The organism is Paraglaciecola mesophila (genome assembly GCF_009906955.1).
GTDB classification, from domain to species: domain Bacteria; phylum Pseudomonadota; class Gammaproteobacteria; order Enterobacterales; family Alteromonadaceae; genus Paraglaciecola; species Paraglaciecola mesophila_A.
This window is the reverse complement of sequence record NZ_CP047656.1, coordinates 976,790-999,758: the sequence shown is the minus strand read 5'-3', so window position 1 is coordinate 999,758 and position 22,969 is coordinate 976,790. Positions and strand designations below refer to the sequence as shown.

At 43.2% G+C, this 22,969-nt stretch carries 22 protein-coding genes; 9 read left to right on the top strand and 13 right to left on the bottom strand.

Translation table 11 applies throughout. The features are described 5' to 3' along the window. The first annotated feature begins 2 nt into the window (after nt 1–2). Complete coding sequence (locus tag FX988_RS04205; RefSeq protein ID WP_006991121.1) at nt 3–299, top strand: integration host factor subunit alpha; 297 nt, start codon at nt 3–5, stop codon at nt 297–299. 181 nt (nt 300–480) lie between these two features. Here FX988_RS04205 and fadE read toward each other — a convergent pair whose 3' ends face one another. From fadE to purM, 4 genes are all read right to left on the bottom strand, one after another. Further along, a complete protein-coding gene (gene fadE / locus FX988_RS04200; protein WP_160178483.1) occupies nt 481–2,946 on the bottom strand; it encodes an acyl-CoA dehydrogenase FadE in 2,466 nt (821 codons plus the stop codon). Between the two features lie 216 nt (nt 2,947–3,162). Beyond that, a complete protein-coding gene (locus FX988_RS04195) occupies nt 3,163–3,888 on the bottom strand; it encodes a DUF3108 domain-containing protein (RefSeq protein WP_160178482.1) in 726 nt (241 codons plus the stop codon). Continuing rightward, nucleotides 3,848–4,486, bottom strand: a complete 639-nt coding sequence (gene purN, locus FX988_RS04190; RefSeq protein WP_254700718.1) for a phosphoribosylglycinamide formyltransferase — start codon at nt 4,484–4,486, stop codon at nt 3,848–3,850. Before purN ends, FX988_RS04195 begins: the two co-directional genes overlap by 41 nt. 17 nt (nt 4,487–4,503) lie before the next feature. Further along, nucleotides 4,504–5,541: a phosphoribosylformylglycinamidine cyclo-ligase gene (purM, locus tag FX988_RS04185; RefSeq protein WP_160178480.1), complete on the bottom strand. Its 1,038-nt coding sequence runs from the start codon at nt 5,539–5,541 to the stop codon at nt 4,504–4,506. A gap of 186 nt (nt 5,542–5,727) precedes the next feature. On the opposite strand from purM, the gene FX988_RS04180 reads away from it, so the two are divergent. Both FX988_RS04180 and hda read left to right on the top strand, forming a co-directional pair. After that, on the top strand, nt 5,728–6,816 hold the full coding sequence (locus FX988_RS04180; RefSeq protein ID WP_160178479.1) for a DUF2066 domain-containing protein: 1,089 nt from the start codon (nt 5,728–5,730) through the stop codon (nt 6,814–6,816). Further along, on the top strand, nt 6,816–7,529 hold the full coding sequence (gene hda / locus FX988_RS04175; protein ID WP_160178478.1) for a DnaA regulatory inactivator Hda: 714 nt from the start codon (nt 6,816–6,818) through the stop codon (nt 7,527–7,529). The genes FX988_RS04180 and hda overlap by 1 nt, the downstream gene beginning before the upstream one ends. Here the strand turns inward: hda and FX988_RS04170 are convergent. From FX988_RS04170 to arsC, 3 genes are read right to left on the bottom strand one after another with little or no spacing between them, the layout of a single operon-like run. Then, entirely contained in the window at nt 7,526–7,957 is a 432-nt protein-coding gene (locus FX988_RS04170) for a DUF2069 domain-containing protein (protein ID WP_160178477.1), read from the bottom strand. The two genes, hda and FX988_RS04170, sit on opposite strands and share 4 nt — an antisense overlap. Nucleotides 7,958–7,979: 22 nt before the next feature. Further along, complete coding sequence (wrbA, locus tag FX988_RS04165; protein ID WP_160178476.1) at nt 7,980–8,576, bottom strand: NAD(P)H:quinone oxidoreductase; 597 nt, start codon at nt 8,574–8,576, stop codon at nt 7,980–7,982. Next, complete coding sequence (arsC, locus tag FX988_RS04160; RefSeq protein WP_160178475.1) at nt 8,573–8,944, bottom strand: arsenate reductase (glutaredoxin); 372 nt, start codon at nt 8,942–8,944, stop codon at nt 8,573–8,575. Before arsC ends, wrbA begins: the two co-directional genes overlap by 4 nt. A 79-nt stretch (nt 8,945–9,023) precedes the next feature. On the opposite strand from arsC, the gene FX988_RS04155 reads away from it, so the two are divergent. Then, complete coding sequence (locus FX988_RS04155) at nt 9,024–9,494, top strand: TlpA family protein disulfide reductase (RefSeq protein WP_160178474.1); 471 nt, start codon at nt 9,024–9,026, stop codon at nt 9,492–9,494. Here the strand turns inward: FX988_RS04155 and FX988_RS04150 are convergent. Next, on the bottom strand, nt 9,480–10,946 hold the full coding sequence (locus FX988_RS04150) for a M48 family metalloprotease (protein ID WP_160178473.1): 1,467 nt from the start codon (nt 10,944–10,946) through the stop codon (nt 9,480–9,482). The genes FX988_RS04155 and FX988_RS04150 overlap by 15 nt on opposite strands. A 334-nt stretch (nt 10,947–11,280) precedes the next feature. Here FX988_RS04150 and FX988_RS04145 point away from each other — a divergent pair, with 334 nt between their 5' ends. Beyond that, complete coding sequence (locus FX988_RS04145; protein WP_160178472.1) at nt 11,281–12,351, top strand: AI-2E family transporter; 1,071 nt, start codon at nt 11,281–11,283, stop codon at nt 12,349–12,351. A 77-nt stretch (nt 12,352–12,428) separates the two neighbouring features. On the opposite strand, the gene bcp is transcribed toward FX988_RS04145, so the two are convergent. Then, a complete protein-coding gene (gene bcp, locus FX988_RS04140; protein WP_160178471.1) occupies nt 12,429–12,893 on the bottom strand; it encodes a thioredoxin-dependent thiol peroxidase in 465 nt (154 codons plus the stop codon). Between the two features lie 56 nt (nt 12,894–12,949). Then, nucleotides 12,950–13,519, bottom strand: coding sequence for a glycine cleavage system protein R (locus tag FX988_RS04135; RefSeq protein ID WP_160178470.1), 570 nt, complete (start codon nt 13,517–13,519; stop codon nt 12,950–12,952). A gap of 118 nt (nt 13,520–13,637) precedes the next feature. Here FX988_RS04135 and dapA point away from each other — a divergent pair, with 118 nt between their 5' ends. The 4 genes from dapA to asnB all read left to right on the top strand — a co-directional run bounded on the left by dapA (nt 13,638) and on the right by asnB (nt 18,894). After that, the gene (gene dapA / locus FX988_RS04130; RefSeq protein WP_160178469.1) at nt 13,638–14,519 is read left to right on the top strand and encodes a 4-hydroxy-tetrahydrodipicolinate synthase; all 882 of its coding nucleotides are present in this window, start codon (nt 13,638–13,640) and stop codon (nt 14,517–14,519) included. 9 nt (nt 14,520–14,528) lie between these two features. Continuing rightward, entirely contained in the window at nt 14,529–15,635 is a 1,107-nt protein-coding gene (gene bamC, locus FX988_RS04125) for an outer membrane protein assembly factor BamC (RefSeq protein ID WP_160178468.1), read from the top strand. Nucleotides 15,636–15,714: 79 nt separating this feature from the next. Continuing rightward, complete coding sequence (locus FX988_RS04120; protein WP_160178467.1) at nt 15,715–16,818, top strand: phosphoribosylaminoimidazolesuccinocarboxamide synthase; 1,104 nt, start codon at nt 15,715–15,717, stop codon at nt 16,816–16,818. A 186-nt stretch (nt 16,819–17,004) separates the two neighbouring features. Continuing rightward, a complete protein-coding gene (gene asnB / locus FX988_RS04115) occupies nt 17,005–18,894 on the top strand; it encodes an asparagine synthase (glutamine-hydrolyzing) (protein WP_160178466.1) in 1,890 nt (629 codons plus the stop codon). Nucleotides 18,895–18,948: 54 nt separating this feature from the next. Here the strand turns inward: asnB and yfaE are convergent, their stop codons facing one another. The 3 genes from yfaE to nrdA form a co-directional block, all read right to left on the bottom strand. Then, nucleotides 18,949–19,218, bottom strand: a complete 270-nt coding sequence (gene yfaE, locus FX988_RS04110; RefSeq protein WP_160178465.1) for a class I ribonucleotide reductase maintenance protein YfaE — start codon at nt 19,216–19,218, stop codon at nt 18,949–18,951. Further along, the gene (gene nrdB / locus FX988_RS04105; protein WP_160178464.1) at nt 19,218–20,348 is read right to left on the bottom strand and encodes a class Ia ribonucleoside-diphosphate reductase subunit beta; all 1,131 of its coding nucleotides are present in this window, start codon (nt 20,346–20,348) and stop codon (nt 19,218–19,220) included. The genes yfaE and nrdB overlap by 1 nt, the downstream gene beginning before the upstream one ends. Nucleotides 20,349–20,414: 66 nt before the next feature. Beyond that, on the bottom strand, nt 20,415–22,730 hold the full coding sequence (gene nrdA / locus FX988_RS04100) for a class 1a ribonucleoside-diphosphate reductase subunit alpha (protein ID WP_160178463.1): 2,316 nt from the start codon (nt 22,728–22,730) through the stop codon (nt 20,415–20,417). Between the last annotated feature and the right edge of the window lie 239 nt (nt 22,731–22,969).

The following is a 22,969-nucleotide window of genomic DNA, read 5'->3' as shown; positions in this document are numbered from 1 at the left end:
ATATGGCGTTAACCAAAGCCGAAATGGCGGAACATTTATTTGAAAAGTTAGGTATGAACAAGAGAGATGCCAAAGATCTTGTTGAAGCATTTTTCGAAGAAGTCCGTGAGGCATTGGAATCAGGTGAGCAAGTTAAGCTATCTGGTTTTGGTAACTTTGATTTACGACAAAAGAGTGAACGACCAGGGCGTAACCCTAAAACGGGTGAAGATATCCCTATAAAGGCGAGACGCGTTGTTACGTTTCGACCGGGTCAAAAACTCAAAAGCCGTGTAGAAAATACGAAACCGACTGAGTAAACCAGTTCGTTTTAGCAATTAATCCTCTGCATAATTCATTATGTAGAGGATTTTTTATGTCTGAAACTCACCCATTATGGTGTTTATATTACTCAAACACCAAACACCAAACAAAAAAATACCGCTTTATGAAAAGCGGTATTTTGGTTTTGTTCCACTGTTGCTCACAGTGGGATGCATGTTACGCAGCTTCTGTGGACTTCCCTGAGCGACGCTTAGGCTTTGCTGCCTGAGTATTGGCGATTAGCTCTTTAGGGTCAAAATCATCAACGTTAATCGTACGTAAGCGACCCGCTTCTGTACGCTTAAGTAACTCTGCTTCTTGCTCGGTGATGACCTCAAGCTCTAAGCCTTTTTGTGCAATTGCATCAAGTCCTGTGAACGGATAACGCTCGTTTGCAGCCTTACAAACCTTGTCAAACACCGGCTCGCTAGCAAGTACATCTTTCAAGGTTTGCTCTAAGTCACCCATTAAACAGTCTTGCTCACCAAAGTGCTGACCTTCACCTAAACGGCTACGTGAGCCATTGTGACTTTGCAAGATAGACGCAATTTTATGCTCAATTTTATCGGAAGGACGCTGGTAAGAACGACCAAACGGCATAATGATAGCCTTTAGCATGACACCCATGACTTTGGATGGGAAATTCTCAAACAGCTCAATCAGTGCGGTTTCTAGCTTAAATAAGCAATCTTGCATGGCCCAATGTACTAGCGGCAAATCTTCTTTTAAACGACCTTGATCGTCATAGCGCTTGAGAACGGCTGACGCTAAATAAATATAGCTTAATACATCGCCTAAACGCGCTGAGATACGTTCACGACGCTTTAACTCTCCACCAAGCACAGCCATGGAAACGTCAGATAATAACGCCAAATTACTGCTAAAACGCTGTAACGAACGATAGTAAACAGCGGTTTCATCGTCAAATGGCGCACCCGCTAAGCGAGCACCGGTTAAAGAGAACCAGATACTTCTAAACGTATTGCTGATCGCAAAACCGATATGACCGAATACTGCATCATCAAAGTCATTCAGGCCTTGCTCTTTATCTTCATTACTTGCGGCATATAGCTCTTTAAGGACGAAAGGGTGGCTACGCATAGCGCCCTGACCATAAATCATCATGTTTCGGGTGAGAATGTTCGCCCCTTCAACAGTGATGGCGATGGGGGCGCCTTGGTAACCACGGCCCAGATAATTATTTGGCCCAAGCATGACGCCTTTACCACCGTGCACGTCCATTGCGTCATTGACTAATTGGCGCATTTTTTCCGTTAGGTGATATTTGCAAATAGCAGAAACAACCGACGGCTTCTCGCCTAAATCAACCGCTTTAGTGGTTAGACTTGTTACGGCATCCATTAAATAAGCATTACCGCCTATACTGGCTAGCATTTCTTCAACGCCTTCCATTTTACCAACAGGCATTTTAAATTGACGACGAATACGAGCGTAAGCACCGGTTGCTAATGCAATACTTTTCGCCCCACCTGCTGATGCTGAAGGTAAGGTAATACAACGTCCCACGGACAAACACTCAACCAGCATACGCCAGCCTTGACCAGCCATTTCCACGCCACCAATAATAAAATCAAGAGGGACAAAAATGTCTGTTCCGCGAATGGGGCCATTTTGAAACGGCACGTTAAGAGGAAAGTGGCGGTTGCCAATTTCCATTCCTTTGGTATCGCGAGGTAACAACGCACAGGTAATACCGATATCTTCCTTGTCACCGATTAAGCCGTCAGGATCGTACATTTTAAACGCTAAACCGATTACAGTTGCTACAGGAGCAAGGGTGATATAACGCTTATCGAATGTTAGGCGTAAACCAATGACTTCTTTGCCTTCCCATTCACCTTTGCACACGATACCGCTGTCAGGTAGTGAGCCTGCATCTGAGCCAGCCTCTGGGCCTGTTAATGCAAAGCAAGGAATTTCTTCACCTGACGCCAAGCGAGGTAAGTAGTGATCTTGTTGATCTTTGGTTCCATAGTGTTGCAATAATTCGCCTGGCCCTAAGGAGTTAGGCACACCCACAGTGGTGGACAAGACCGCACTGACGCCAGAAAGTTTTTGCAATACGCGAGACTGGGCGTAGGCAGAGAACTCTAAACCACCGTATTGCTTTTTGATGATCATCGCGAAAAATTTGTTGTCTTTGAGGAACTGCCATACTTCGGGCGTTAAGTCTGTGTCTTTGTGGGTGATATCCCAGTCGTTAACCATTTGGCAGACTTGAGCAACAGGTCCGTCTAAGAACTCTCGTTCTTCAGCAGATAAACGCGCTTGAGGAATACTGTGTAAGGCTTGCCAATTAGGATTACCGCTAAATATTTCTCCGTCCCACCACACTGTTCCGGCGTCAATAGCGTCTCGCTCTGTGCTCGACATTTCAGGCATGATTTTTTTGTACGTATCTAAAATCGGCGCCGTGAGGTATTTTTTACGTAAAGATTCCACGTTCAATGGAATAGCAATGATTAAAAATACTAGCCATGCAATGCCTCCTATAGGGCCAAAAATACTGCCTAACAGCATAGCGATAGCGACGGCGAACGTCGCATTCATAAGTTTCATTCTAAAATAGCTCGCCGCCCCAAGGGTAGCGATAATAATAAGTGTCCATAATAACGTTTGCATAAAGACTCCAAATATAGAGGTCAGACCAGAGTGTCAGAGTAGTATTTTGCCAACACAATATCAAGCTTTAGCTTACGCCAATTGTCACTATTTGGTTAATGTTTTAGCTAAATGATTAATTATCTAGCAAGGTTATAACGGCTAGGGTGAGGCATGAGAGTTAGGTGGGACGTTATTTATGCAGTGACGTGGATGAGTCACTGCATAATGTGTTAACTATTGTGTGGCCGTAAATGTTTTAAGCTGAATATCGCCTTGTTCTTTATCATCTTTAAACTGCTGTAAGCGGACCAATTGATAATTAAGTTGCGGCGAGAACCAAGCAAAGGTTTCTCTCGTCGAGTTATGACGAACAATTTCCACTTTTATTCCTTCAAGCATACCGTAAGGCAGGGTTAACTGTTCGGTGCCCATCACTTTTAAGTGGTAATCACGCTGTTGGCCGCGGTAATTTATGACGTGATAGTTAAACTCTTTCTGGCCTTGAGCAAGCTTCTGTTGAAGATCTAAGCGGTATAGCTGGTTATCAAACTGATCTTGCCAGTCAATGGCAGGCTCTTTATCAATAAATATTTTGTCTTTGCTTGCGTCAAAAACAACCTTGATACTTTTATTACTGCCTGTACCTGTGCGACTAAAACGATAGTTTTGCGGAACAATTTTATTGTCGACGTAAGTAAAATCACTGATTTCAGTGCGCTTGTCAGATAAAAAGAACAAAGACACTTTCGAGTGGTACTCCATTCGATAAGTATCTTTTTCGAGATTTTCCACGCTGAGAAGCGCATATCCCAGCTTTTTACCGTAACGATAGGCAGTATACTCGGCATCAAATGTAGGTAACGCAGCGGCTTGGGCCACTGAGCCCAGCATCAAAAACAAACCTAAAACCCAAGGTTTCTTAATCAGCTGCATAACCTGTGATTGGTATTTCATTTCCATCTAAATAAGCCTTATTATTAAGCATTAGCAGTCGCTTTTGGCAAAACCAGCGAACCACTAATGGATACATTTGGCGCTCTTGTTCTTGCACTTTCGATGCAAGTTGTGAGGCTGTTTCATCGGCAAAAACAGGTACTTTAGATTGCAACACAACCGGCCCGCCGTCGAGCTCAGGGGTAACAAAGTGTACCGAAGCGCCGTGTTCTTCATCCATGGCATCTATGGCTCGTTGATGCGTATCCAAACCTTTATATTTAGGCAGTAATGAAGGATGAATGTTTAACATCTTACCCGTATATTGCTCAACAAACCAAGGGGTTAATATGCGCATGAATCCAGCTAAAACAACCAAATCAGGTGAAAAACCTGCAATGGTGCTGTGTAGCTGGGCGTCGTACTCTTCGCGAGATGAATAATCTTTGTGACTAATGACATGGCAAGGGATGTTTGCTTGCGCTGCACGCTCTAAACCATAGGCATCTGCTTTATTAGAAATAACGGCAACAATTTGTGCCGCTATTTTCTGTTCTGCTATATCATCGATTAATGCTTGTAGGTTTGAACCGTTCCCGGAAATTAACACTACAATTTTTGTCATAGTGGAATTATCTGACACTATTTAATCTCAACCTGATTGTTATCATCACTGGTTTCGATTTGACCAATTTTCCACACATTTTCGCCTTGGCCTTTTAATATCTCGATGGCTTGGTCAGCTTTGTCTGCTTCAAGCGCGATGATTAAGCCCACACCACAGTTGAAGGTTCGATACATTTCATGGGTGGTAACGTTTCCATTATCCTGCAACCAGTTAAAAATGCTCGGCCATTGCCAACTGCTTTCGTCGATAACGGCTTTGGTGCCCTGGGGCAACACGCGAGGAATATTTTCCCAGAATCCACCACCGGTAATATGTGTGATGGCATTTACTTGAATACTTTCAAGCAAGTGAAGAACAGATTTTACGTAAATGCGGGTAGGCTCTAGCAAGTGCTCAGATAAAGGTTTGCCGTCAAACGATTCTGATGCATCACATCCCGACACTTCAAGGATTTTTCTTACCAAAGAATAGCCATTAGAATGTGGACCAGACGAACCTAACGCGATAAGTGCATCACCGGCTTTTACTCGTGTTCCATCAATGACATCCGCTGCTTCGACAACACCTACGCAGAAACCGGCGACATCATAGTCATTACCGTGATACATACCAGGCATTTCTGCAGTCTCGCCACCGATTAGGGCGCAACCGGATAACTCACATCCTTTGCCTATTCCTGTTACAACCTTGGCTGCTGTATCCACGTCTAATTTGCCTGTTGCGTAATAATCTAAGAAGAACAAAGGCTCAGCACCTTGCACAATCAGATCGTTAACACACATGGCGACTAGGTCTATTCCGATACCATCGTGCTGTTCTAGGTCCATGGCTAGACGTAGTTTTGTACCCACGCCGTCTGTGCCTGATACAAGTAATGGCTCTTTGTATTTGCTTGGAAGTGAGCAAAGCGCGCCAAAACCACCTAAACCTCCTTTTACTTCAGGACGATGTGTTTTCTTGCTTACTGATTTGATTCTTTCAACAAGTTCATTGCCCGCATCTATGTCGACACCTGCATCTTTATAGCTTAAGGAGGGTTTATTATCGGTCACGTAATTACCTATTTTAGGGTGAGGGTCCAAAAATGAGCGCAGATTTTACCAGTTCAGAATGGCAAAAGGTACAGATAATCGACTCCTTTTTACTGTTAGTGAAATAAACTCGGGTGAAACAAATGATGAAATTTCTACTTAAATCAATGACAATACATTCTTTCTATTGTGGAGTTATGTTGAGAAATGATCAAAGGCGTCGCTATTTTAGTCCGATTGCACCTAATATTATGCTTATCACTATGTTGTTTCACCACCGCTTATGCGGGGGTTATTGAAGGACTATACAGTGCTAGAGTCGAAGTGCCTGATCAATCAACCTCGACCCAAAACGCTGCAATACGAGAGGGACTTGAAGATGTGTTTGTAAAAGTCAGTGGTAACTCAGCGCTATTGGACGACACGCAAATTAAGCAACAACTCAAACAAGCCAAAAGTTACTTAAGAACATACCGTTTTGAACAAACCCCTGAGCAGCTCTTCTTAGCAGTGAACTTCGATCAAGACAAAGTTGACAAACAGTTACGGGATTCAGGTTATCGCATATGGGACAAACGTCGCCCAGAGACCATAGTTTGGTTAGCAATTAAAGAACCAGGTGACAGCCGTAAGCTGGTCGCTGAAGGTAGTCATCAAGCGTTGGTTGATATCGCACAAAGCGCTGCTAAACGCCGGGGCGTCGAAATTGTTCAGCCGTTACTAGACTTAGACGACATGCAAAATATTAGTATTTATGATGTGTGGGGCGGCTTTGTGCATCAACTCAGTCAAGCGAGTCAGCGCTATGGCGTTAACAATGTATTCTCAGCAAGAATATACCAAGCGCAAAGTAGTGAAGATGAGCAACAAAGCGCTGCTACTTGGCAAGCCGACTGGGTGCTTTTAGAAGCAGGGAACACCAGTGCGGGCTCCGTATCAGGTGCTGAGCAAGCACAAGTTGTTAACGCTTTGGTTAACGCGATGGCAGACACGTTAGCGGCGAAATATGCGATTGATTTTAGCCGTTTTGATCCTGAAGCAATGCGAACCATCGTCACAGTAAAAAATCTCACGAGTCTCAGTCAATATGGTGAAATACTTAAATTTTTCAATAGCCTGAGTGTCGTTAGCTCGGCAAGCCTTGTCAGTCAGCAAGGTCAAGTAGCGCGATTCGAACTAAACTTGCTTGGTGAGGTAGAAAATCTAATTGATGCGATCAGCTTAGACAAGCGTATTTCACCGGTCAATCGCTTTGACGCTGACAAGCAAAATTTGGAGTATTTCTGGAAACTATAATGAGTAAGCAATTGTCCTTAGCGGTGAATTTGCGTGATTCTGAAACGTTCGACAGTTTCATTGTTGGTGAAAATTTGCATTTGGTTCATCGACTAAAAAGCTTACTGAATAAAACGCTGAATACTAAAAGCCAGCCGTGGCTGACGTTTGTCAGTGGTGAGCACGGTGTGGGCAAAAGCCATTTGCTCTACTCATTATGCCATAAAGCCCAATCTGCGAATGTCACCGCTGTATATTTAAGTTTTAAAGAAAAGCAGCAATATTCCCCCGAAGTGCTCGATGGTTTCGAGCACAGCCAATTGATTTGTTTAGATGATGTAGACGCGTTACAAGACTCTCAAACGTGGCAAATAGCGGTATTTGATTTATTAAATCGAGTAAAAGAGCTGGGTATCAGTCATGTGGTCGCATGCGCGAATGGTGGGCCAATGTCTCTTAATCTAGCGCTGGCTGATTTGGCTTCACGCTTGGCCTGGGGTGTCAGCTTTACCTTAGCAGGCTTGAACGACGAAGGTCGCTGCGTGGCATTATTAACGCGGGCGAAGCAAAGAGGGCTGGTAATGCCAGAAAAAGTGGCTGTGTATTTGGTTAATCATTGGCAACGAGATATGCCATCGTTGATGAACACGTTAGACAAACTGGACCAGCTTTCTTTGCAGCAGCAAAGGAAGCTGACTATCCCATTTGTTAAAGAAGCGCTCAATCTTAACTAACGTTTATTGTTTTTGTGCGCTTCGAATGCTTCTTTTTCTTCCAATAATTCTTCTTTCAGCTTTCTAATGCCTGTGCCTAATTCTCTTCCGCGCAAACGAGCATAAAAGCTACAGCCAGTAAACAAACCAACACACAAAAGTATCTCAACCGCTGCATAGAACTGTTCACCTTCAACTGCATAGACTGCAGTTAACCCATGGAGTAAATAATACATCACGATAAAATTAGTCCATGCATAGGTGTAAGGTTTGCCTGTCAGCAATCCTCGAATCGGCAACAAAATGGGTACGATCCACAGCAGTAGTGTAAATAAAGTGGAGGTATTTTTGTCTATGGTTAAGAAAAAATGCCAAACCACGAGCCAGATGATTAATAGAAAATAGCTGCCCAAAGCAAGGCGTTTGTAAAACTGGGTATTTAAGGTCATGTTGTGTCCCGATGTGAATTTTTTATAGAGTCGTTAACTTCTGGGCAATCATTGCCAAACGTTGACCTTGTGCAAAACAAAGTGCACGTTCATCGTCACTGAGTTTGCTGCTTTTTTCACGGTGGGCGTAGTGCGTTGCCCCATATGGGCTACCCCCAGTGGTAGTGCTGTGTAACTCTGGATGAGTATAGGGTAAACCTGCTAACACCATGCCATGGTGCAATAGGGGGATCATCATGCTAAGTAGGGTGCTTTCTTGACCGCCATGCATACTGCCAGTTGAGGTAAACACGCTGGCCGGTTTGTCTACTAAGGCACCGGATAACCATTGGCTACTGGTACTATCGAGAAAGTACTTAAGCGGTGCAGCCATATTGCCAAAGCGAGTAGGGCTGCCTAAGGCCAAACCCGCACAAGCCTTTAAATCTGCTTTTTGAACAAAGAGATCTCCCTCGCTGGGCACGATTGGTTGCTTAAATTCAATGCCGTCAGATATATCCGGGACAGTGCGTATTTTCGCTTGCATGCCTTTAGACTCAATACCCTGGGCAATACGGTTCGCCATCGCTTTTGTGGCACCGTTACGGCTGTAATATAGAACGAGAATATGGTCGCTCATAATAGCTTAAGTACATTCTCTGGAGGGCGGCCAATCGCAGCCAAGCTGTCACGATCGTTTAATGGCCCTTTTATAACAATTGGGCGCTCTATCAATTTAGGAGAAGCATGCATCACCGTCAGCAGTTCGTCAGGAGAAATGTTATCGCTGTCGATGTTCAACGCTTTGTACTCTGCTTCTTTTGTACGCATTAAAGAGCGAGGGTCTGACATACTCAGCATTAACAAAATCGCCTGTAACTCTTCCACACTGGGCGGCGTTTTTAGGTATTCGATAACATTGGGTTGTTGACCGTTATCGAGCAGTAATTGCAATGTTTGACGGCTTTTTGAGCAGCGAGGGTTGTGTAGTATGGTGAGCTTCGACATGATAAATTTCTACTGGTATCTAAATTGAATGCCGATATTCTATCGTTTCGTTCACATAGGTAAAAGAGAAGGCAGAACAATGTTGCGTAAATTTTTATATTCGCTGCTCATTATTGTTGGATTACTTGGGGGAATGTACGGCTATTCTTTGGTCAGAACAGATTTTCGTACTGATGACGGTGTGGCCCATAGGTGGCGAGATTACGAAGGCCAATGGGTGGTGGTTAACTACTTTGCGCTGTGGTGCGCACCGTGCTTACGTGAAATGCCCGAACTTAATCAATTTTATCTGCATAGTGATGAAAAAACCTCTTTGTTTGCGATTAGCTTTGATGATGTCTCACAGGATGAACTTGTTGACATAAAGCGCAAGTTTGACATTCAATTTCCAGTTATTACCCATGCCGAACAACCATTACCTATGGTGAAACCGAATAGTTTGCCAGCGACGTTCATCATTGGGCCAGACGGTGAAGTGAAAAAGCAATTATTAGGTGAGCAAAGCGCTGCATCACTACGCAGCGTGATTGATATCTTAAAGACTCTCTAAGCGCGTTTGAAAGGCGCGAAACTGCTCAATGCGCGCGCGTATTCTTTGCTTTTCGATGTTTTGAGCGCCAGCGTAGTTATATGCGCTATGTAATTCATCAATGGCACGAGGGTAAGATGCAGCGAGAGCATATACTTCAGCCTTAGTTTGATGCATCTCTAATTTGTTTTGACTTTCCGCGTATGCATCAGACAATATTTGATGAGCAAGCATGTTTTCTGGCTCAACCAATAAATAATCTTTCAACAGGCGCACCGCCTGATCGAATTCTTTATTTTTGACTAGCGCATTGGCTAAGTTCAAGGTTATTACTCGATTGCGCGGCGTTAATACCGCCTGAGCGGTAAGCTTATCGATTGCATCTTGGACACGACCTGTCTCGAGTGCTATGTCTGTATATGTGTCTAAATAAAACAAGTTTCTTGGGTCATTTTTCAATAAGCCATCAATCAATTCGCCGGCTTTTTGATTTTGTTTGTCCGCAAGGTAAGCTAATGCCAAACCATATTCAGCAGCCGCTTTAAACGTGTAGCTGCCGCGCTCAAGACTCGTTTCAAAATAATTGATATTGTATTCTGGCGTAGCATAGTAGCGCGCCAAAATACGGCTTTTGGCTAGGTGAAAGCTTAAGCTAGGGGGGATCCTACCTGTTTTATAACTGGCGGCCCGAGTACGAGCATCAGCTACCCGCGACTCTGGCAGTGGGTGAGTTAACAAAAAAGCCGGCGTTCTGGATTTTAGTCGATATTTTTCGACTAGGGTTCCAAAAAAATCACTGGCACCATTGGGATCAAAGCCAGCTTGCGCCAATATTCGAATACCTATGCTATCTGCTTCTTTTTCATTTTGGCGGGTGTAATTGATTGACGCTTGAGCGGATGCTGCAGAGCCTGCACTAATAGCAGCGATACCGGCCTCTGGGTTAGCTAAAGCAAGTAAAATACCGCCCAACGCGGATGCCAATTGTAAAGGGGACGACTTCTGCTGGGCAGCGATACTTCTGGCGATATGACGCTGGGTAACATGGCTTACCTCGTGGGCAAGTACAGATGCCAACTCGCTTTCGTTGCGCGCATTGTAGATTAAACCTGTGTGTACACCTACATGGCCTCCAAAAAAGGCAAAGGCGTTGATATCAGCACTATTTAGCAAAAAAAATTCAAATGGAAATTTGACGTTATCAGCTTGGGCCACTAGACGATTACCCAGGTCTTGAATGTACTCATCAAGTAAAGGGTCATTGATGATAGGAGCTTGACCGCGTAGCTGGCGCATTAAAACATCACCGATCTGTATTTCTTTATCTAAGCTAATTGCGCTTGATGCAACGACACCTATTTCGGGCAAAGCATTTTTCTGATTGGCTGCAAGCCCTACACCGCTAGTGACTATGCCAAAAGCCATGGCAGCACTAAGCAATGCTTTTTTATATACGAGGGACGTTTTAATCATTTCACCTATTTAATCAATTACAACTTCGTTAATAAGAAAGGCAATTGCCTGATTTAGTTCCGAAAAACTGATGACAAGCATTAATATTGCGTTGATTGGTCCGTACTTCAAGTATTTTTATTTGTGTATTGGCGACGACATGAGCATTTTATGGTGCTTAGTAAAAAAGCCACCACAACTTTGTTAAAGTCTTATCTTTCTTGTGTGGCACATTATATTATGCTGTGTTAGGCGCGTTTTGCATGACACTCATTGTAGCAATTCGGCAAAATGATGTGATTTAACTTGCTTCGTCGCCAAAATTAATATCAGGTTTAAGAGGTATAACAGTTCTATGATAAGTGTGTTTGAAAGGTGGTATAAGCGCAAGTTCTCCGATCCTGATTCCGTAATGTTGTTAATCATGCTGATTGCGGTTTTTCTGCTGTTAGCAGTGTTAGGCACTATTTTAATGCCTGTGCTAGTCGCAGCAGTTATAGCCTATTTATTGGATTGGCCGGTAAGTCAATTATCACGAGCAGGTCTACGCCGAAGTTTTGCTTGCAGCGTGGTTATTTTTAGCTTTTTAACCTTGTGCATTTTAACCTTTATTGGCATTGTGCCCGTGGTTTCGCAACAGAGTATTAATCTGATTCGAGAAATGCCGCAAATATGGGGGCATGCCCAAGTCTGGTTGTTGCATCTACCTGAACAGTACCCTGACTTTGTGCATTTAGGGGATATTCAAGACATGCTTGATGGCATAAATGAGCGCATAGTCAGTCTTGGGGAGCAGTTGTTATCGGCTTCTGTTAGCTCCCTTGGTAGCCTAGCGTCTTTATTAATTTATCTTGTGCTTGTGCCCTTGATGGTCTTTTTTATGCTTAAAGACAAAGACCAGTTGTTGGCTAACTTGTCACCACTTTTACCCTCGCAACGACGCCTCATTAAGCAAGTGGGCAGTGAAATGAATACCCAAATTGCTAACTATATTCGAGGCAAAGTGATTGAAATTATTATCGTGGGTACCGTATCGGCCGTTACATTCGCTTTAATGGATTTACGCTATGCGCTGTTACTTGGGGTACTGGTCGGCTTTTCGGTATTGATACCTTATATCGGCGCTGCTGTTGTGACGATCCCTGTTGCTGTAGTGGCTTTGTTTCAGTGGGGGATTACCCCAGATTTCTGGTGGTTAATGATTGCCTATGGCGTCATTCAGGCTCTTGATGGGAACGTACTCGTCCCTGTGCTATTTTCTGAAGCGGTGAGTCTGCACCCTGTGTATATAATTATTGCTGTGTTGTTTTTTGGCGGATTATGGGGATTTTGGGGGGTGTTCTTCGCGATCCCTCTCGCTACCTTAGTGAAAGCAGTCGCTAACGCGTGGAAAGGACCTTTGCAGGAGCTTCCTCCGGCAGTTTAAAAACTTATTGTGCATACATGGTGGTGCTTGCATGCCCTGATTATTCTTTCAGGGCATGCAAGCATGGCCGGTTTAGCTTATTGATTTAAGTAATCAAGTACGACTTGGTGATGATCTTTGGTTTTAAATTTATCAAACACATGCTCAATGTTACCTTTTTCATCAATAAGGAAACTAATGCGGTGTATGCCGTCGTATTCTTTGCCCATGAACTTCTTTAATCCCCAAACGCCAAATGCTTCTGCTATTGCATGATCCTCATCTGACAGAAGACTGAAATTTAGCTGTTCTTTTTCGATGAACTTAGGGAGGCGTTTAACTGCATCCGGGCTGATGCCTAACACGACAACGTTTAACTTATCTAACTCGCTCTTTTTATCACGAAGGTTTTGCGCTTGTACTGTGCAGCCAGGCGTCATCGCTTTTGGGTAAAAATAGACCAGTACTTTCTTACCGCTGAAATCTGTCAGTTTAACGGTTTCACCCTTTTCATTGGGTAATGCAAATTCAGGTGCTGCTTCACCGGCGGTGAGTCTGTTCATAAAATATGTCCTTGGTTTTGATTTGAATGGGAAATGAGCGCATAACTAGGCGAAAACTAGTGGTTTTGCTTAATCGCTCCTTGTAAATTTAATTGAGTTAGTAACGCATCGAACTTGAATTTCAAATCGTCTAAATCAATATTGTGCGGCATACTGACCACCATTTTACATTTTACTTCGTCTTGTTCGTCTGTAGATGTTTGTAATGTTTTTAAGCGTAAAGCACTTACCGTTACGCAAAAAGTGGACAGAAACTGAGTAACTTCCTTTACAACGCCCACAGCATCGACCCCAGAGAAGGTGACGTCAGCTATGTGTTCTAAGTTTTGCTTTGCATGTCGTTTGGTACGCTTCATCATGGATAGCAGATCAAGTTGCTGACACGCCATAGGTATCGCCATTTCAACGCGCACGATAGCGCTTTGCGTACCTTCGACAATCATGGTCAGCGAGAAATCTTGTCCATACACAGCCTGACGACTGTCAAGGATATTACAACCTGCTTCACAGACGACATCAGTCAGCGTGCTAAGCACAGTGACTTTATTGGCACCTAAAATGGTAATGATTAATTGATGTTTCATTAATGTATTCATCTGCATGGTAAATTCTATCGCTACTAACATACCTGAATTACCCCTAGTATTTCCAGTTTCCCCTTTGGTTTTACTTTCTGCGCATTCATTACTTGTTTTTACCCCACAGGCTCTTTACCATTAGGCGCGAATTTTTTCTGGAGTAGGCATGTTTACTGGTAGTTACGTTGCATTAATCACCCCCATGAACCAATCAGGCGAGATAGATTATCCATCGCTCAAGAAATTGGTTGAATTTCATATTGCCAATGGCAGCCATGGCTTAATCGCTGTAGGGACCACGGGCGAGTCTGCCACGTTGCCCTTTGATGAGCACATTGAAGTGGTTAAACGCATGGTCGAGTTTGCTGATAAAAAGATACCTGTTATCGCCGGAAGTGGTGCGAACTCCACTGCTGAAGCGATTTTTCTTAGTGAACAAATGGCCGATACGGGCATTGATGGTTTTCTTAGTGTGGTGCCTTACTACAACAAACCTCAACAAAAAGGCATGGTCGCGCATTTTAAAGCGGTTGCCGATGCAACCGATTTACCGGTTCTGTTGTACAACGTGCCAGGTCGTACAGTGGCAGATATGCTGCCAGAGACCGTTGCTGAACTTGCCACGCATCCTAAAATTGTTGGCCTTAAAGATGCCACAGGCGATATCGCACGTTTAAAACAGACTCAACCGTTGGTCGACAAAGATTTTGTGTTTTTAAGTGGTGATGATGGCACAGGTTGTGAGTTTTTAACGGCTGGGGGGCACGGCGTTATTTCTGTGACCGCTAACATCGTTCCTAAGCAAATGGCACAGATGTGTGAGGCCGCCTTTGCAGGCGATTTCGCCACAGCAAAAGAAATTGATCGACAAATAGCAGAGCTCCATAGCGCGCTATTTATTGAACCAAATCCAGTATTGCCTAAATGGGCTTTATACAAAATGGGGCTCATTCAATCTGCATTTTTGCGTTTACCGTTAATTGAATCGGAACTTGATAGCCAAAATCATATCGAACAAGTCATGCGCAATTCGGGCGTATTATCTTAAGGAGATTGCATGACAACTAAGTTTTTCATTGGCACAGCTATCGCGGTGAGTGTTCTAAGCGCGTGTAGTTCATTAGAAGAGCGACAAATCGCCAGTGGTAATTTTGAATATACCAAGCAGCAACCAGGCAAGGATATTCAAGTACCAGCCGATGTTGACCGTCCTAATTTTAGTCAGGCATATAAGCTTCCTGCATTAGATGAAAACGCACCGCGTAACTTCATCGGCAAGGATCTTAAGGTGGTTTCCCCCGCATTAGTACTGCCTTTAGTGACCGGCTCCCATGTTGACGATGGCAGTAAAGACGCCAAAGTTTTCTTTGACCAAGTTGACGATAGCCAACCATTAGACACCACTATATGGAATTCATTGCTGAGCTACTTAGAAGAGCAGGGGATTGGTATTGAGTCATTTGATAAAGACAAGCAACGCCTGGTAACTGATTGGGTCGTGGCGAAAGAAATCCTAGATGACCATTGGTATAGCTGGTCGTCAATTGAGCGTGATACCAGTCAGCGTTTTGAATTTGACTTAGAAATGAAATCTCACGGTCGAACTGCCACCTTAAATGCGCACTTGGTTGATTATCAAGAGCGCCAAGGTCAATCTGTTGTGGCTGAAAAATCCGACGTTGATTCACGTGCCAAAGAAGTCGATATTTTGAATAAGGTGATTGGTCACTACGAATATCAAATTCGTGTGGCTGATGCCAAGCGTTTACGTGAAATACGTCGTGGCATGCAAATTAGCATTGGCCAAGATGGCGAAGATGCCCCTGCGTTCATCATAGACAGCAACTATGACACTGCATGGCCACGCGTGTTACTGGTATTACGTAAACTAGGGTTTGACGTAAAAGATTACGACAAATCAAACGGTTTATTGTTTGTAAAGTACAACGGCGCCGAGAGCGGATGGTGGGATTCGATCTGGTCAAACAATGAGAATGCCTTGCCGCTTGAGAAACAAGAATACCGATTTAGAGTAGAAGAAAGCGGTGAACAAACATCTTTGACCGTGCTCGATAACGAAAGCACACCATTCACTAAAGATAAGTTGTCTGGTTTATATGATGTTTTTGCTCGCGTGATGGCTGATGACAATCTAGACATTTAGCACATTTAGTATCAATTGAAAGAGCACCGCAAAGGTGCTTTTTCGTGTTTAGGTAACCCCTTTTTAAGGACATTCTAGTATGAGCTTCGCTGATAAAGTGCTTGCTGTTAACGACAACCTTCCCATTCGCACCGACTTACCCGTACACAGCGGCAAGGTTCGTTCTGTTTATTGGTTAACTAAACAGGATAGCCGTCGTCTTATAGAAGAACATAACTATCCTGTTCCAATGGATACACCGTTAGCGATTATGTTGATAAGCGATCGCATTTCGGCATTTGATTGTATTTGGCATGGTGAGCAGGGAATGCAGGGGGTTCCCGGAAAAGGAGCGGCATTAAATGCGATTTCAAATCATTGGTTTGGTCTGTTTAAAGAGCAGGGGTTAGCAGACAGTCATATTCTTGATATTCCTCATCCGCTGGTATGGATAGTGCAAAAAGCGCGTCCAGTTATGATTGAAGCTATTTGTCGTCAATATATCACCGGCTCCATGTGGCGCGCCTATGAAAAAGGTGAGCGAGAGTTTTGCGGTATTCGTCTTGAAGAAGGCTTATCGAAAGACAGTAAGCTAGCGAACATATTGATTACCCCTTCAACCAAAGGAGTGCTTAAAGGAATTGAAGGCGTCCCTGAAGCGGACGACGTCAATGTGTCTCGTCAGGATATAGCAGATAACTTTGCAGCGTTTAACTTTAACTCTGCGGATGATATTAGGCTGTACGAAAAATTACTTACCGAAGGGTTTGGCGTTATCAGTCAAGCACTGGCAAAAGTTGAGCAAATTTTTGTGGATACAAAATTTGAGTTTGGCTATGTAAAAGACGTTAACGGTAAGGATAAATTAATATATATGGATGAAGTGGGCACACCCGATTCATCCCGTATCTGGGATGCCAAACAATATGCGCAGGGTAAGATAGTTGAAAATTCAAAAGAAGGGTTCAGACAACTGTTGCTTAATCACTTTCCTGATCCAGATATTTTACTCAACAAAGAGCGCATGAACGAGCGAGAAGCGCTAGCGCGCGACAACGCTTTACCGGTCGACGTGTTGATGGACATCTCAAATACCTACACGCAAATTGCTGAGAAAATCACTGGCCAAAAAATAACATTAAGTGACAACCCGAAAGAAGAAGTGATTGCTGTACTGCGCGATAAGTATCAGCTTATCGACTAATCAGCTGTACATGCTTCTTATTCAAGCCAGCTATGATGCTGGCTTTTTATTGACTGGATATTTTATTCGAATTGGCAGAATTTATGACGCAATTAATGGGGAATATCGAGCCGATATTTGCTTACCATCATGTTAATTTCTCTGTCATTTTTGTATATTGAACAAAAATAAAAACGAGCTCACAGTATGTGCGGTATTACTGGCCTTTTTCGCCTCAATGCTTCTCCTTGCAAAGCAAATATTATTCAAAAAATGAATACGACGTTGAACCACCGCGGTCCGGATGACAACGGTGTGTGGGAGGGGCCTCCTGGTGTCGCATTGGGGCATTGTCGATTGGCGGTACAAGACTTAAGTCAAGATGGCCATCAACCAATGCATTCAGCATGTGAGCGTTATGTAATGGTATTTAATGGTGAAGTATACAACTTTGCTGAAATCCGCCAATCCCTCTCACAGCAGTCATTCAAAGGGCATTCAGATAGCGAAGTTGTGCTCTGTGCGATTGCCGAATTTGGTTTAGAGGCAGCATTACGCAAATTTAACGGTATGTTTGCGCTAGCGGTATGGGATAAACAACAAAAGACCTTGTCGTTAGCTAGGGATCGGGTGGGTAAAAAACCGCTTTATTTTGGACGCAGCAATGACTTTTTTTGTTTTTCTTCTGAGCTAAAAGCGTTAAAGGTCATCCCTGATTTTACTCCAAGATTGGACATGCAGGCCCTTGGGCAATATATGCGCTTTAATTATATTCCTGCGCCGTATTCTATTTATCAAGGAATTTACAAATTAGCGCCGGGCAGTTTTGTGACCTTAACGGTTGATGAATTGACGTCTGAGCATAATTTACTCGATAAATGTCAACAATATTGGTCTGCGCTTGAAGTTGCTGCACACCAATTTAACCATCCATTCACAGGCACGTTAGATGAAGCGCAAACGCATTTAACCCATTTATTAGAGGATTCTACTCGCTTACGGATGATTTCTGATGTGCCGTTCGGGGTACTCTTGTCAGGTGGCATCGACTCAAGTTTGGTCGCGTCGATGATGCAAAAACAGTCAGCGCGCCCTGTTAATAGTTTCTCAATCGGGTTTAGTCAGAGTGACAAAGACGAAGCGCATTTAGCCAAGAATATCGCTCGTTATTTAGGAACCTCGCATAATGAACTGTATGTGAGTGGCCAAAATGCACTTGATTTGGTACCTGATATTGCCCAGCACTACGACGAGCCCTTCGCTGATTCCTCACAAATACCCACATATATCGTTGCAAAATTAGCCCGAAGTAAGGTGACAGTTGCATTAAGTGGGGATGGGGGAGATGAGCTATTCTACGGTTACAACCGTTATTTTAGAAACATTAAGAACTGGCAAATCAGTCAAAAAATACCAGATGCACTTAAGCGCGCAGTCTCGGGGCAACTGTTTAGGTTAGCGGCGACACAGAAATTAGGCTTGACGACAAATAAATACGCTAACGAGATAGGGGCGATGAATGTACTCGAGATGTACATGAGCCGTATTTGTAAGTGGGTGGCCCCCGAGAACCTTATGTTGCAACCTCATACACCCGAGCAGCATAAATTGCGTGAGGTAAGCAGGTTACACTTGCCTCGCCCTGAACACTATTTAATGCTTTATGATTATGTCACTTATTTGTGTGACGATATTTTAGTCAAAACGGACCGAGCGAGCATGGCAAATAGTCTGGAACTAAGAAGCCCCTTACTTGATCATCGTATAACCGAATTCGCTTGGTCACTTCCTATGGCGATGAAGTTTAATGAAGGCAAAGGAAAGCATATTCTTAGAAAGGTGCTAGACCAGCACATTCCTAACTCGTTGACCAATAACCCTAAACACGGGTTTGGCGCGCCAATAAAAAGCTGGCTTAACGGCCCATTGAATGACTGGGCAGAAGATTTACTCGCTCAAGATAGAATTGCGCAACAAGGTATTTTTGATAGTGAAAAAGTGGCGCTACTATGGCATGACTTCAAGCATAAAAAGAAAAAATATCATACACAACTGTGGAATATGCTGATGTTCCAAAGTTGGTACCACAATCAGTAACTCACCAAAAGTAAGATGGCCTTTGTGTGAAAATAGGGGCAGAACTGAAACGCATTAAGCCTTTATTTTTATGTTGCTTAAGGGTTTACAACAGCAAGCCAGTATTTCACCATCGTCGATAAACGCCAGTGGGTCTAGTAAATATTCTACTTCGCCTTCAACTAACTGGGTTCTACACGCACCGCAAAAACCCTCTTTGCAGTGGTACTCCTTCGCAATATTATTATTGAGTAAGCAGTCGAGAAGATTATTATGAGCAAACGATATCGTTTGCTCACTGGGGGCGTCTGGGTCGTGTTCAACAACCGTGACTTTTTTGCACACTATAGCTCGAACTCATCGAAGTCGTTGCTGCCTACTTCTGAGTCTATCTGGCCGACAAGGTATGAACTGATTTCAGACTCTTGTGGTGCAACCTGTACATTGTCTGAATTCAAGTAGTTGTTCATCCAAGGTAAAGGGTTATTTTTGATATCAAAAGGTTGGCCTAAGCCTATAGCTGACATTCTGTGGTTGGCAATAAACTCAACATATTGGCACAAAATATCTTTATTTAAACCGATCATTGAACCGTTCTGGAACAAATACTCTGCCCATTCTTTTTCTTGGTTGACTGCATCAAGGAAAATGTCAGTGGCTTGTTGTTTGTACTCAATGGCAATTTCAGCCATCTCTGGGTCGTCTTTTCCTTTAGCCCATAGATTCAATATGTGCTGAGTGGAGGTCAAATGTAGGTTTTCATCACGAGAAATCAGGCGAATAATTTTTGAGTTACCTTCCATCAATTCACGTTCTGCGAAAGCAAAGGTACAGGCAAATGAAACATAAAAGCGAATCGCTTCTAAGGCATTAACTGAATTCATGCACAAGAACAGTTTGACCTTTAATGAGCGCATGGTAACCACGTGTTCTTCACCATTAATGGTGTGCGTACCTTCACCTAGGGTTTGCCATAGCTGAGTGTAAAAAATCAAATCGTCGTAGTATTTTGAAATATCAGCGGCGCGTTTTTTGATTTGTTCATTTTCAACGATATCGGAAAATATGCTGCTTGGATCACCAAACAAATTCCGCAAAATATGCGTATATGAACGTGAGTGAATGGTTTCAAAAAATGACCATGTTTCAGTCCACGTTTCTAGCTCAGGGATAGAGATAATTGGTAAGAAGGCGATATTTGGGCTACGACCTTGAATAGAATCCAACAAGGTTTGGTATTTCAAATTAGATATAAAAATGTGCTTTTCTGATTCACTCAGCTTTTGAAAATCCACTCTGTCTTTGCTGACATCGACTTCTTCAGGGCGCCAGAAAAAGCTGATTTGTTTTTCGATAAGTTTTTCAAAAATACTGTGTTTTTGTTGATCATAACGGGCAACGTTGACCGGATTGCCGAAAAACATAGGTTCATGCAAAGGGTCGTTATTGATTTGGTTAAACGTTGTGTATTTCATGAGTGTTAGCAGACCATAGTGAGTTGAATTCGCCCTTTAGCATTACGCTAAAGGGCTCAAAAAAGATTAAATTTTACACGCACCGCCAGCACAATCGTCATCTTCTTCTACGACGGCTTCTTGTGGCACAAACTGAGTGGATTTCAGTTCTTGCTGCGACGTATCTGCCGCACCGTCACGGGTATTGTGGTAGTACAAGGTTTTCACACCTAATTGGTAGGCGGTAAGCAAATCTTTTAGCAACAGCTTCATGGGCACTTTGCCGCCGTCGTATTTGTTTGGATCATAACTGGTGTTAGCCGAAATGGTTTGATCAACAAACTTTTGCATAATGCCTGTTAACTGTAAGTAGCCATCATTTGATGGTAAATCCCACAATAATTCGTACTTGTCTTTTAGCAACTCGTACTCAGGTACGACTTGCTTTAACACACCGTCTTTACTTGATTTAACACTGATGTGGCCACGGGGTGGCTCAATGCCATTCGTCGCATTTGAAATCTGTGATGAGGTTTCAGATGGCATCAAGGCAGACAAGGTACTATTGCGTAAACCGTATTGTTTGATATCAGCGCGTAGACTGTCCCAATCACAATGCAGTGGTTCGTCACAGATTTTATCTAAATCTTTTTTGTAGGTATCAATTGGCATGATGCCTTGAGAGTAGGTTGTTTCATCAAACTTCGGACACGCACCTTTTTCTTTAGCAAGGTTACAAGATGCGCGCATTAAGTGGTATTGCATCGCTTCAAAGGTACGGTGGATCAAGCCATTAGCACTGCCGTCAGAGTATTTAACCCCATTTTTAGCTAAGTAGTAGGCAAAGTTGATAACACCTATGCCTAAGGTACGACGACCCATAGTGGCGTTATATGCCGCAGGAACTGGGTAGTCTTGATAATCGAGTAAATTGTCTAATGCACGAACAGCCAAGTCAGCCATTTCGGCAAAATCTTCAACGCTTTCAATTGCACCTAAGTTAAACGCTGACAATGTACATAGGGCTATTTCGCCGTTTTCGTCATTAACATGCTCTAATGGTTTAGTCGGCAGGGCGATTTCAAGACACAAGTTGCTTTGACGGATAGGCGCAACTTTCGGGTCAAACGGGCTGTGGGTATTACAGTGATCCACGTTCTGCAAATAGATACGACCAGTGCTCGCGCGTTCTTGCATGAATAAACTAAATAGTTCTACCGCTTTGACTTGAGTCTTACGGATACTGTCATCCTGTTCGTACTTAACATACAACTCTTCAAATTTAGCTTGGTCGGCAAAGAATGCATCATATAAACCAGGCACATCAGATGGGCTAAATAGGCTGATATGCTGATCTTTAATTAAGCGCTGGTACATCAACTTGTTAAACTGTACGCCGTAATCTAAATGACGCACTCGGTTCTCTTCTACACCACGGTTATTTTTTAACACGAGCAGTGATTCGACTTCCATATGCCAAAGTGGGTAGAAAAGTGTTGCAGCACCGCCGCGAACCCCACCTTGTGAGCAACTTTTAACCGCTGTTTGAAAGTACTTGTAGAAAGGGATACAGCCAGTATGGAATGCTTCACCACCGCGGATAGGACTACCTAATGCACGGATACGACCCGCATTCACGCCGATACCAGCACGTTGACTAACGTATTTTACAATGGCACTGGCGGTCGCATTAATTGAGTCCAGGCTATCACCCGCTTCAATCAATACGCACGAACTGAACTGCCTAGTTGGGGTACGTACACCGGCCATGATAGGCGTAGGCAAAGAAATTTTGAACTTTGACGTCGCATCATAGAAACGCTTGATGTAATCCATACGCGTGTCTTTTGGATAATCAGCAAACAAACAAGCAGCCACCAGTATATACAGAAACTGAGCGCTTTCGTAGATTTCACCGGTTACACGGTTTTGAACAAGATATTTACCTTCTAGCTGTTTGACTGCAGCATAGCTGAAGTCCATATCACGCCAGTGATCAATATAATCATCCATTTCTTGAAATTCAGCTTCGCTGTAATCACTCAATAGATGTTGATCGTATTTTTGCATTTCAATCATTTGCGTAACATGGGTAAATAGCGCTGGGGGCTCAAATTGGCCGTACGCTTTTTTACGTAAATGGAATATGGCTAAGCGTGCCGCTAAGTACTGATAATCTGGTGCATCTGTTGAGATAAGATCTGCAGCAGAACGAATTAACGTCTCATGAATGTCTTCTGTTTTGATACCATCATAGAACTGAATATGCGCTTTAATTTCCACTTGTGAAACAGACACATTATTAAGGCCTTTAGCAGCCCACGTTATGACTTTGTGGATTTTTTCGAGGTCAATGCTTTCGCGCTCGCCAGTCCGCTTGGTAACGAAGAGATTGTTATTCATGTATACGCCGTTTTGATTATAGTTTTTTACAAAATGTAGAAACGATGAGCATCATCATTTCTGTGGAAATAGTACTTGACGAAGAGGGAAAGTTGCGGAACTACTTTTACAACGACCATCCTGTCGATAAACCACAAGATAATGAGGTTTGAATACCTTTGCAACCCCACATCTGGTGGTTTTGTAGGCGTTCAAATCTGGCCTAAAATTATGTTAGTAACGACTCACCTAATAAGTCT